10 protein-coding genes are annotated in these 12,125 nt (G+C 29.8%); 8 read left to right on the plus strand and 2 right to left on the minus strand.

Annotated features, from left to right (window positions below; all coding sequences use genetic code 11):
• The first annotated feature begins 42 nt into the window (after positions 1-42).
• The 6 genes from K8Z87_RS11985 (at position 43) to K8Z87_RS12010 (ending at position 9,205) form a co-directional block, all read left to right on the plus strand.
• A complete protein-coding gene (locus tag K8Z87_RS11985) occupies positions 43-387 on the plus strand; it encodes a hypothetical protein (RefSeq protein WP_227477809.1) in 345 nt (114 codons plus the stop codon).
• Positions 388-510: 123 nt separating this feature from the next.
• Positions 511-1,320 carry a GLPGLI family protein gene (locus K8Z87_RS11990; RefSeq protein ID WP_227477810.1) on the plus strand — a complete coding sequence of 270 codons (810 nt, stop codon included), beginning with the start codon at positions 511-513 and terminating at the stop codon, positions 1,318-1,320.
• Between the two features lie 54 nt (positions 1,321-1,374).
• A complete protein-coding gene (locus K8Z87_RS11995; protein ID WP_227477811.1) occupies positions 1,375-4,047 on the plus strand; it encodes an outer membrane beta-barrel family protein in 2,673 nt (890 codons plus the stop codon).
• 119 nt (positions 4,048-4,166) lie between these two features.
• Positions 4,167-6,026, plus strand: coding sequence for a DNA topoisomerase IV subunit B (locus K8Z87_RS12000; protein WP_227477812.1), 1,860 nt, complete (start codon positions 4,167-4,169; stop codon positions 6,024-6,026).
• Positions 6,023-6,502 (plus strand): hypothetical protein, encoded by a 480-nt coding sequence (locus K8Z87_RS12005; RefSeq protein WP_227477813.1) that lies wholly within the window; start codon positions 6,023-6,025, stop codon positions 6,500-6,502. The genes K8Z87_RS12000 and K8Z87_RS12005 overlap by 4 nt, the downstream gene beginning before the upstream one ends.
• A gap of 6 nt (positions 6,503-6,508) precedes the next feature.
• A complete protein-coding gene (locus tag K8Z87_RS12010; protein WP_227477814.1) occupies positions 6,509-9,205 on the plus strand; it encodes a DNA gyrase/topoisomerase IV subunit A in 2,697 nt (898 codons plus the stop codon).
• 84 nt (positions 9,206-9,289) lie between these two features.
• Here K8Z87_RS12010 and K8Z87_RS12015 read toward each other — a convergent pair whose 3' ends face one another.
• The gene (locus K8Z87_RS12015) at positions 9,290-9,679 is read right to left on the minus strand and encodes a hypothetical protein (protein ID WP_227477815.1); all 390 of its coding nucleotides are present in this window, start codon (positions 9,677-9,679) and stop codon (positions 9,290-9,292) included.
• A gap of 45 nt (positions 9,680-9,724) precedes the next feature.
• Entirely contained in the window at positions 9,725-10,087 is a 363-nt protein-coding gene (locus K8Z87_RS12020) for a helix-turn-helix domain-containing protein (protein ID WP_227477816.1), read from the minus strand.
• Positions 10,088-10,389: 302 nt separating this feature from the next.
• On the opposite strand from K8Z87_RS12020, the gene K8Z87_RS12025 reads away from it, so the two are divergent.
• A complete protein-coding gene (locus K8Z87_RS12025; RefSeq protein ID WP_227477817.1) occupies positions 10,390-11,544 on the plus strand; it encodes a M14 family metallopeptidase in 1,155 nt (384 codons plus the stop codon).
• A 62-nt stretch (positions 11,545-11,606) separates the two neighbouring features.
• The gene (locus K8Z87_RS12030; RefSeq protein WP_227477818.1) at positions 11,607-12,086 is read left to right on the plus strand and encodes an Lrp/AsnC family transcriptional regulator; all 480 of its coding nucleotides are present in this window, start codon (positions 11,607-11,609) and stop codon (positions 12,084-12,086) included.
• Positions 12,087-12,125 lie beyond the last annotated feature (39 nt).

A 12,125-nucleotide genomic window follows, 5' to 3' on the forward strand; every position in this document is an offset into this window, starting at 1 on the left:
TTATTAACCGATTTATATATATAAATCATAAATTTTAAAATCATGAAAAAATTATCATTTATTTTTTTAATGTTATTTAGTATAACATTGTTTGCCAATAATTCAAATCCATTAGTCAAAAAAGATTTAAATCCAGAAACGAATATAGATTCTATTGAGATTGTTGATCCTACTGAAATTTGTGATTGTAAATTTGAAATAACTGAGAAAGATGATATTTATGTAGCATCATGTTGGGGAACAGCAACTAATATGGATGATGGGCGAATTATTAGAACTAACTCTACAGGTTTTGGTACAACTAGACAAGAAGCTATTGATAACTGCTATAAGAATGTACAAGCGCAATTAGAAATTTTAATTATAATATCAGATTTACGAGACTAGATAGTGTTATTTAGTGGAGATTTCTAAAATATTTTTTTAAATAAAAAACATTAACAATAAAGACAAGGTTGTGTTAACATTTTTAAATTAAATAACACAGCCTTACTTATTTCAAATTAAGTTATGACACGACAATATTTTTTTTTAGTTATTGGTTTTTTAAGCCTTTTAAGTTATTCTCAACAAAATGATCAAATAAATTTTTATAAAATTAATTATTTAAAGACTTTTACTTTTGAACATTTAGCAAATCAAAAACATAATTCAAATTATACTCTAAACATATATGATGACTTTAACAAATCGATTTTTCAAAAAGAAAATAACGAGTCTAATCTAGTTGAAAAAAATAAAACTAAAGGGGGTAATCCAAATGTTACTTTTACACCATCGGGTAAAAATATAGGTGTTGTATACAAAGATTATGAACTACAAGATATGATTTACAAATACTCTAACAAGCATATAATGAAAGATTCTATGACTATTTTTGGTTGGAAAATTATAAAGGAAACTAAAAAGTTACTTGGGTATAATTGCCAAAAAGCAACAATGAATTTCAGAGGGCGCGATTATATAGCATGGTTTACAAGTGACCTTCCAGTTGGTGGACCTTGGAAATTTGACGGCTTACCAGGTATGATATTAGAAATTAAATCTACAGATGATTTTATAAAATTTAAAGCGTCTAGTATAAATAGTGCTTACCTAAATGATAATTTAGAAAACCCGTTTAATGCAGTTAATAAATTTATAACATGGCAAGAGTATAAAGACAGATATAGAAAGAAAGCAATACGAGCATTAAGCTATAGACCAACAGCATCTTCTCGAGGATTTGAATACTCAAGAGGAGGTATAGAAATTTTTATAGATTATGACGATGAAGAGTATAATAAAATTATAAAAAACTACCGTAAAAACAATCACTAAACATAGCGGTGCTAATATCTTCTATTAAGTTACAGTATCATTTATTTATAAAATATGCAGAATTATTATAGCTATGTTAATTTTAGCATTGCATTTTTATGTTTTTTTACTAACGTTTCTGCTCAGGTTATAAAAGGATCTGTTACAGATATAAACAAAAACTCTTTATCTGCTAAAATACTTATTAAACCATTAAACAATCCTAATTTAATTAGTGAATTTGTGATTACTTCTAATGGGTCTTTTTCATACAATTTAAAAAAGGAATACCCTATGGGCTTTATTATAGAGGTTAAATCGACGGGATTTAAAGAAGCTAAAGAAGAAATAAAAGACAATGATAGCTCTAAGCCACTTTTATTTGAATTTATTTTAATTAAAGAAAAAATTGAAAAACTAGAAGAGGTTATTATTAAAGGAAAGAAAAAACCGTTTATAAGAAAAAAAGATACTATAGTATTTCGTGTAGATTCTTATAAAGATGGAACAGAGCGTAAGGTGGAAGATTTGCTGAAAAGGTTACCAGGCGTTGAAGTTGACGATAAAAATGGCACGGTTAAGTATAAAGGAAAATCCATTGAAACAGTAACTTTAGAAGGAGATAATCTTTTTGACTCTAATTACACAATTGGCACAAAAAATATTAATATAGATCTTGTAAAAGAAATAGAAGCTATAGAAAACTATTCCGAAAATAAACTTCTTAAAGGAATAGAAAATAGTGACAAAATTATTTTAAACCTTAAGCTTAAAGATAATAAAACGGACTTTAGTGGTAGTGCAAATGTAGGAGTGGGGGATTTTTCAGGTAGTAAAGAGGTAGCGTCAAATAATGTTGTTAACCTTTTAGGGATTAACAAAAAAATTAAATCCTTCTCCTTAGCTACACATAATAACATAGGTGTTAATCCTTCTCCATTTAATTATTTTGGTAATTCTTTTAGTGCAGAGCAACTTAGGGAACAAGATATTTTTGCTAAAAAAATAATACCAGAAACTATATTACCACAGTTTGCAAATAATAATTTAAGCAACATAAATAATCAATTCTTTGGTAATTTTAATAGCACATTTAATTTATCAAGCAAAATTAAAACAAGAGTTAACCTCTTTTATATTACTGATAAAATTAAAAATAATGAATTTTCTGAAAGTACCATTACTATAAATGACGAGCAGTTTTCAATATTTGATGATATTTTTATTCAAAAAAAACCAAGACAGTATAGAGGAGATGTAGAGTTGAAAGTAAACACTTCTAAAAATGCATTACTGGAATATAATGTGAGTTACAGAAACGAGACTATTGATACAGAAAATTCTATTTTCTCTAATCAAGGAAATAATTTTTCATCTAATTTAGGGACAAAGAATCAGCTTATTAAGCAAGATGTAGAATTCACAAAACGAATTAGTAAAGATAAAGCTTTACAATTCAGGTTAAGAAACACTATTAATAATTTAGACCAAAATTTTAATATTAGTCCTTCAATATTTAATAATTCTGAATTCATTAATGATGTCCAGAAAAATGCCTCAAATAAGGTGCTAACAAGTTTTAATGTTATTTTATTAGGAAAAAAAAATAAAAGTAAATATAATTTTGTTTTTGGTGGAAATTTGGATAGGGAATCATTACAGACTAATTTGTTTAGTCAAAATGATGCAGTGGAGTCTTCAATATCAAATGGATTTAATGACATTAAGTATAGAAAGAATGATTTTTTTTCCTCTGGATCTTATAATTGGAGACTAGGAAGGTTTTTTATATCTCCAAAATATACACTTAGATTTTTAAACCAAAACCTAGAGTTTATAGATAATAATACCTTTGATGAGTTGAGCAGAATTATTTTTGAACCCTCTATTTCTGTTTTATATTATATTAATGATACTTCATTTTTAACTTTAGGTTCTTTTATAAGTCAAAGCCCTAATACAGTAGAGAATTTATTTACTAACCAAGTTATTACTAATAATCGTTTGTCAAAAAATAATATTCCAAGCTTGAGATTAAGGAAAAACCAAACATATAATTTATCCTATAATAATAATGATTTATCTAATCAATTAAATTTATCTATTGGAGCTAATTATACGATAACAGATGGTAACTTTTTTAACAATACTCAAATTGATGAATTTAATACTATAACTACAAACTTCTTTCTGTCTGAAAACACTAGTAATGTTAATTTATACTTCAATTTCTCGAAACTTATCTATCCAATTAAAACTAATATTAAAATTAATTCAAGCTATTCAGTACTGAATTTTAAAAATATAATTAACAATTCTGATTTAAGAGATAATAGAAGCACTTTTTTAAATAATTCAATTTTTTTAAAAACAGCATTTAATCTCCCTGTCAATATAGAAAATACAATAACACATTTGTATAATATTAATGAAAGTCAAGGTATATTTGAGAACCAAAGCATTGAAAACAAATTAAAGTTACTTATTAAACCATCAAAACAGTTTTTTGTAAACATTATCTATAATTTATTTGTTCCTGACATTAATAGTTCAAATAGCTTTTCATTCTTAGAATCGCAATTAAACTACCAGCCAAAGAATAAAAATTGGCAATTAAGCCTTTCAGGAATTAACTTATTAAATGAACGTTTTTTTGAACAGATTTCTACCACAGACTTTTCTATAAGTCGTAATCGCTTTAATTTATTAAATAGATACATTTTATTTAATTTTAATTATAGTTTTTAAATTATAAGTTGAAGTATAATTGTGAAAAGGTAATTGTTAATAACTGCTTGTACCTGCTATTTCATTTTTTAGAGTAGTATCTTATATTAGCCTTTCATCTAAATTAAGTCCTTATTTCTATGGCTGAACAGTCTAACTATACCGAAGATAATATACGCTCGCTCGATTGGAAAGAACATATCCGTATGCGACCAGGTATGTACATCGGTAAACTCGGTGATGGATCGTCGGCAGATGATGGTATTTACATTCTTCTTAAAGAAGTTTTAGACAATTGTATTGACGAATTTGTCATGGGAGCGGGTAAGACTATAGAAATCTCTATTCAAGGCGATAAGGTTATAGTTCGTGATTATGGACGTGGTATTCCCTTAGGTAAAGTGGTGGATGTGGTCTCTAAGATGAATACAGGTGGTAAGTACGATTCTAAAGCCTTTAAAAAATCAGTAGGATTAAACGGTGTTGGTACAAAAGCGGTTAATGCATTATCCTCGTATTTTAGAGTAGAATCTACACGTGATAATAAATCAGCTTCTGCTGAGTTTGAAAAAGGAAACTTAATTAATAAGGAGCTGTTAGAAGATACATCTCGTAGGCGAGGTACCAAAGTGTCTTTTATTCCAGATAACACCATTTTTAATAAATATAAGTATCGTAATGAGTATATCGTAAAGATGCTTAAAAATTATGTGTATCTCAACCCTGGGTTAACCATAGTTTTTAATGGCGAAAAATACTTTAGTGAAAACGGACTTAAAGATTTATTATCTGAAAATATTAAGGATAGTGATATGCTGTATCCGATTATCCATTTACGTGGTGATGATATAGAGCTAGCTATAACACATAGCAAAACACAATATAGCGAAGAATACCATTCGTTTGTTAATGGACAAAACACAACGCAAGGTGGTACACATTTAGCAGCATTTAGAGAGGCGATTGTAAAAACACTAAGAGAGTTCTATGGTAAAAATTATGAAGCTTCAGATGTTAGAAAGTCTATAGTTTCAGCCATTGCTATAAAAGTAATGGAGCCTGTATTTGAGAGTCAGACGAAAACCAAGTTGGGTTCTACAGATATGGGAGGAGATTTGCCAACAGTACGGACTTATATCAATGATTTTGTAAAAACACAATTCGATAATTTTTTACATAAAAACTCGGATGTAGCCGAGAGTATTCAACGAAAAATCCTTCAGGCTGAACGCGAACGTAAAGAATTGTCAGGCATACGTAAACTGGCAAAAGACAGAGCGAAAAAGGCAAGTCTTCATAATAAAAAGTTACGAGATTGTCGCGTGCACTTCGGAGATACTAAAAATGAGCGAAATTTAGAAACCACATTATTTATTACTGAAGGAGATTCAGCATCTGGTAGTATTACAAAATCTAGAGACGTTAATACACAAGCCGTATTTAGTTTAAAAGGAAAGCCGTTGAACTGTTACGGATTAACCAAAAAAATTGTGTACGAGAATGAAGAATTCAATTTGTTACAAGCAGCATTAAATATTGAAGAATCTTTAGAGGATTTAAGATATAACAATGTGGTAATCGCTACAGATGCAGATGTAGATGGTATGCATATTCGTCTGTTATTAATAACATTCTTTCTTCAGTTTTTCCCTGAGATTATAAAAGAAGGCCATTTGTATATTTTGCAAACCCCTTTGTTTAGAGTACGTAATAAAAAAGAAACGATTTATTGTTATTCTGAAGAAGAACGTGTGAATGCTATAGAAAAGTTAAAACCAAAGCCAGAAATTACACGATTTAAAGGATTAGGTGAAATATCGCCAGATGAGTTTAAACATTTTATAGGAGCAGATATTCGCTTAGATCCAGTGATGTTAGATAAAGAAATGTCTATAGAAGAATTGTTATCATTTTATATGGGAAAAAACACGCCTACTCGACAAGAGTTTATTATTAATAATCTTAAAGTAGAACTAGATATAGTTAAGGAAGATGTATGAGAACTGATAATGGAAAAGTAAGAGGCTTTATTATCTCTGTCTATTTTGTTATTATCATATTTGCCATTATATGGGTCACTGTATTTAATGCATTTAAAGAGGTTGCCAATAATCCATTAGCAGTTTTTGGTATTGTAACAGCTTTGCTTTTGGCTTTATTTATTGGAGTGCACGCCATAGCACGTTATTTTGAGTATGACAGCGATGGAGTTAAGGTTGTAATTGTAAATAGGGGTTTGTTATTGGCAGATCGATTTAATTATAGAGAACGTAAAATAGAATTCTATAAAAAGAATCTTGTTGGTTATAAATTTAATAATTATGTATTTTCTAAAATACTAAGAATAGTTATTAGACGAAGTGATGGAAATGTATCTAAGCATCGTTTTAATGTGACTTTGGTAACAAAACGAAAGCGAAAATATGTAAGGCAATCTTTAAGTAAAATACTTAAGGAAAATAAAAAGAATACCTAGGAATAAATGAGTGAAGTAGATGATGATTTATTAGACGGAGAATTGCATAGTGAAGACTCTGGTAATCAGGAAACGATTACTAAAGTTACAGGCATGTATAAAGATTGGTTTTTAGATTATGCCTCTTATGTAATTCTAGAACGTGCCGTACCAGCTATTGAAGATGGCTTTAAGCCTGTACAGCGACGTATTATGCATTCTATGAAAGATCTAGACGATGGACGCTACAACAAAGTAGCTAATATTGTTGGTCATACCATGCAGTATCATCCGCATGGAGATGCAAGTATTGCAGATGCTATGGTGCAAATAGGTCAAAAAGATTTATTGATAGATACGCAAGGAAACTGGGGAAATATATTAACAGGTGACAGAGCAGCAGCATCTCGTTATATAGAAGCAAGGATTTCTAAGTTTGGTTTAGATGTTGTTTTTAACCCAAAGATTACAGAATGGCAAGCCAGTTATGACGGACGCCGTAAAGAGCCTGTAAACCTTCCGGTAATGTTCCCGTTATTGTTAGCGCAAGGTGGAGAAGGTATTGCTGTAGGTTTGTCTACTAAAATATTACCGCATAATTTTATTGAGCTTATAGAAGCTTCTGTGAAACACTTAAAAGGAAAACGTTTTACAATTTTTCCTGATTTTCCAACGGCAGGTATTGCCGATTTTACAGGTTATAACGATGGAAATCGCGGTGGTAAAGTACGTGTGCGTGCTAAGATATCTCAACGCGATAAAAATGTATTGGTCATTTCAGAAATTCCGTTTAGTACCACAACATCTTCTCTTATAGATTCAATATTAAAGGCGAATGACAAGGGTAAAATCAAAATAAAGAAGATTGAAGATAATACCGCTGCTGAGGTAGAGATTTTAGTGCATTTACCTTCGGGGATTTCACCAGACAAAACCATAGATGCTTTATATGCATTTACCAATTGCGAAAGTTCTATTTCGCCATTAGGTTGTGTTATTGAAGACAATAAGCCATTGTTTATTGGTGTGTCTGAAATGCTGCGTCGCTCTACGGATAATACAGTTCAACTTTTAAAACAAGAATTAGAAATAAAACTTGGAGAATTAGAAGAACAATGGCATTTTGCTTCTCTAGAACGTATTTTTATTGAAAACAGAATTTATAGAGATATTGAAGAAGAAGAAACTTGGGATGGCGTTATAAATGCTATAGATAAAGGTTTGCAACCGCATATAAAACATCTAAAACGTAAAATTACAGTAGATGACATTACGCGTTTAACAGAAATACGAATCAAACGTATTTCTAAATTCGATATAGATAAAGCACAACAAAAAATTGATGCTTTAGAAGAGCAAATTGCTGAGGTAAAACATCATTTAGCAAACTTAATTGATTATGCAATTGCTTATTTTGAACGCCTTAAAAAAGAATATGGCGAAGGAAAAGAGCGTAAAACAGAAATAAGAATTTTTGATGATGTCGATGCAACAAAAGTGGTGATTAGAAACACAAAGCTTTATGTAAATAGAGAAGAAGGCTTTATAGGAACATCATTACGTAGAGATGAATATGTTTGCGATTGTAGTGATATCGATGATATTATTGTTTTTACCAATGACGGTAAAATGATGGTAACTAAAGTGGGTACCAAAACGTTTATAGGTAAAAACATCATCCATGTCGCGGTCTTTAAAAAGAAAGATACAAGGACTATTTACAATTTAATCTATAGAGATGGTAAAGGCGGATCTTCATATGTAAAACGTTTTGCAGTAACTTCTATTACTAGAGATAAAGCCTATGATCTTACCAATGGAAACAAAATGTCTCCAGTTCTATATTTCTCTGCGAACCCTAATGGAGAAGCTGAGGTAGTTACTATTAACTTAAGGCAAGTAGGAAGTATTAAAAAATTAAAATGGGATTTAGACTTTGCCGATGTCTTAATTAAAGGGCGTACTTCTAAAGGAAATGTGGTTTCTAAATATACTATAAAACGTATTGAGCTTAAAGAAAAAGGTGTATCAACGTTAAAGCCACGTAAAATATGGTTTGATGATACGGTGCAACGCTTAAATGTAGATGGTAGAGGCGAGCTTATAGGAGAGTTTAGGGGAGAAGATCGTTTGTTAGTTATTAAACAGTCTGGTATTTTAAAAACCATTATCCCTGAATTAACTACGCATTTTGATAGCGATATGATTGTGCTGGAGAAATGGATACCTAAAAAACCTATTTCGGTAATATATTTTGATGGAGACAAAGAACGCTATTACATAAAACGTTTTATTGTTGAAAATGAAGGTAGAGAAGAAATGTTTATCTCTAATCATCCTAATTCTCAATTAGAAATTGTTTCTACGGACTGGCGCCCAATGGCAGAGATAGAATTTAAAAAAGAACGTGGTAAAGATCGAAAAGATAACCTTAAAATAGATCTTGAAGATTTTATTGCCATAAAAGGAATCTCGGCATTAGGTAATCAATTAACTAAAGAGAAGATTAACCAGGTTAGTCTTATGGATCCATTGCCTTATGAAGCTCCTGAAATTGTTCCTGCAGAAGAGATTGAAGTTGTAGATGAAGAAAATGTAAGCGAAAATGAAGCAATTCCTCAAAAAGATGAAAAACCTATAGAAGTCGATCTCGACCCAAAACCAAAGTCTAAAGACGATGACGATTTAGATATTGATGATAAAGGCCAAGTGACCTTGTTTTAAGCTTGAGTATACGACCTGTCATTTATATAAGCGCATTGATTGTCATTGAGTTTGTATTTTAAAACAGGAATAAAATTCAGAATATTATTTTACTTTGTAGGCGATACCTTTTTCGACTCTTAATGGTCGATTAGGCTTTTTTATAGTTAATTTATATTCAAAGGTATATGATGAATCTGTAGTTGATAAGATTTTCATGTGTATAGGAGCTTCTTCAGATTGGTTTTTTGGGTGAAGCTTCTTTAATATAAATTCACAGTCATTAATCCAGCGTATAGACGCAGAATCGGCAATGTTTTCGTAATAGTCAATATTATAAGATTCTGTTCGTACAAAAGTCCCTGTTTTTTCTATACCATCAACAGAATAATTAAAAGAGAACTTTCCGGTTTTATAGTCTGCGCAATTTCTTTCTACTTGGTAACAACTCACCAATAGAAATGTAAATATTAGCAAAACAGAATAATGCTTCATGTAGAATTTATGTTTTACGCAAAAATACATATAAAACGGTAAGAGCTAATTCTCATAACTTTTAAAACTTCCATTTTTATAAAAAATAATAATTTTTTCAATTTCGGAAGATTTTGAAGCAGTTTGTGCTATTTCATTTAAACTTAATTGAGGTTGAATTGGTTTTTGTTCTTTTTCTTGCGGTTTTGGAAATTCACCTTTTCCATTCATTAACCAATACAATTCTACTTCGGGATAGGAGTGGAGGACTTTCATTACAAAATCTAAACTCGGTTTATTTCTTCCAGATAAGATATGTGAAATACTAGAGCGTTGTACGCCAATTTTCTCAGCAAAACTAGAAGCAGTTTCGTCATAAAATTCTATAACTTTTTGTAGTCGTTTAGAGAAATCTAATGTGTTTATCATTGTAAACTAAAATCTATAGCGTATAACGTTACAAATGTAACTATTGTTATGAAATTAATGATATATTTAACTTTAAATAAATAAAAACACATAAACAAAAAGTTTAATTAAAGTTTTTAAATACCTGATAATATGTGCAATATAATATATTAAATAAACTTGTTAAAAATATTTCATAAACACTGAGAGTTCATGCCTTATATGTTAGTAAATGTGTTTACTCTTGTTATCAAAAAGCAGAATCAGATCGTTTACAAATGTAAATTTACAATTGTATACCTTTGTATTCAGATTTTTTAAAAATGACAGAAAACCAATTATTAAATCAGCATATTTCTCATAAAGAAAATTCACTTTTTGGACGCTATATTACTAATGGAATGATAGCTCCAATACTTGATCGATTAGGTGATGATTTTGTAGTTTCTACTATAGGTAAGTCTGTTGAAGAACGACCTATCTATTCAGTAAAAATAGGAACAGGGAAACTAAAAGTGTTGCTTTGGTCTCAAATGCACGGTAATGAATCCACAACAACTAAAGCTATTTTTGATGTTTTTAATACGGTAAAAGCTGAAAAGTCAATTTATAAAGGCATTTTAGAGCAATGCACTTTATTGTTTGTTCCTATCTTAAGTCCAGATGGAGCTGAACGTTATACGCGTTTAAATGCTAATCTAGAAGATTTAAATAGAGATGCTCAAGCTTTAACGCAACCTGAAAGTAGAGTTTTAAAATCATGTTTTGAGTCTTTTAAACCAGACTTTTGTTTTAATTTACATGGTCAGCGTACTATTTTTGGAGCTGGCCAATTGGGGAATTCTGCTACATTATCGTTTTTATCGCCAGCAGAAGATGAAATCAGATCCATAACCGATACACGTAAAAAAGCAATGTCTATTATTGCTTACATCAATAAACATTTGCAAAATGATTTAGAGAATGGAATAGGACGTTATGACGATGGGTTTAATATCAATTGTGTAGGAGATACGTTTCAGTCTTTAGGTGTTCCAACAGTTTTGTTTGAAGCAGGTCATTACCTTAATGATTACAATAGAGAACAAACAAGATTATACATATATAAATCTTTATATCATGCTTTGTCCTATATATCAAATGGTGTTGAAGTTAATGATCATGTACCTTATTTTGATATTCCTGAAAATGAAAAGAACTTTTATGATGTCATTATTAGAAATGCTATAACAGGTTTAGAGAATGGACCTGTTGATATTGCTATTCAATTCAGTGAGGTTTTAATTAGTAATACTATTGAATTTATTCCTAAAGTTGAAAAAATTGAAAATTTAGATTCTTACTTTGGGCATAAAGAAATAAATGCAGATGGAAATTCTGTTTTAGACCAAAACGGCAATCCTTTATCAATAGGAAGCGAAATCGTTTTCGTTATGTTAAATAATAGTAAAATCTCTATAAAACCTTTAAAAACATAATATTTAATGTGTTTTTCTTAACAAATTTGTCTTATTATTGCATATAATTTAATAAAATCGCTATGCCAAAATTCAAATTAGACGAAATTGATCATCAAATTTTAGAAATGTTGATTGATAATACACGTATTCCATTTACAGATATCGCTAAAAAATTACTGATATCAGCAGGTACGGTTCACGTTCGTGTTAAGAAAATGGAAGAAGCAGGTATTATTAAGGGGTCGTCATTAACTTTAGATTATAAAAAATTAGGATATTCTTTTATTGCTTATGTAGGAGTTTTTCTTCAAAATACATCTCAAACTAAATTTGTTTTACAACGCATTAATGAAATCCCTTATGTTACTGTAGCGCATATTACTACAGGGAAATTCAATATTTTCTGTAAAATTAGAGCTAAAAGTACAATGCATGCAAAAGATATTATTTTTATGCTAGACGATATAGAAGGTGTTTATAGAACAGAAACTATGATATCTTTAGAAGAAAGTTTAAATGACAAAAAACGCTTAATGCATACTATTTTTAATGAGATATAAGCATTAGCTATAATTTATATAAACCCTTAGTAGAAATGC

Origin of the sequence: Winogradskyella immobilis, from assembly GCF_021887715.1 — a bacterium.
Classification (GTDB): Bacteria; Bacteroidota; Bacteroidia; order Flavobacteriales; family Flavobacteriaceae; genus Winogradskyella; species Winogradskyella immobilis.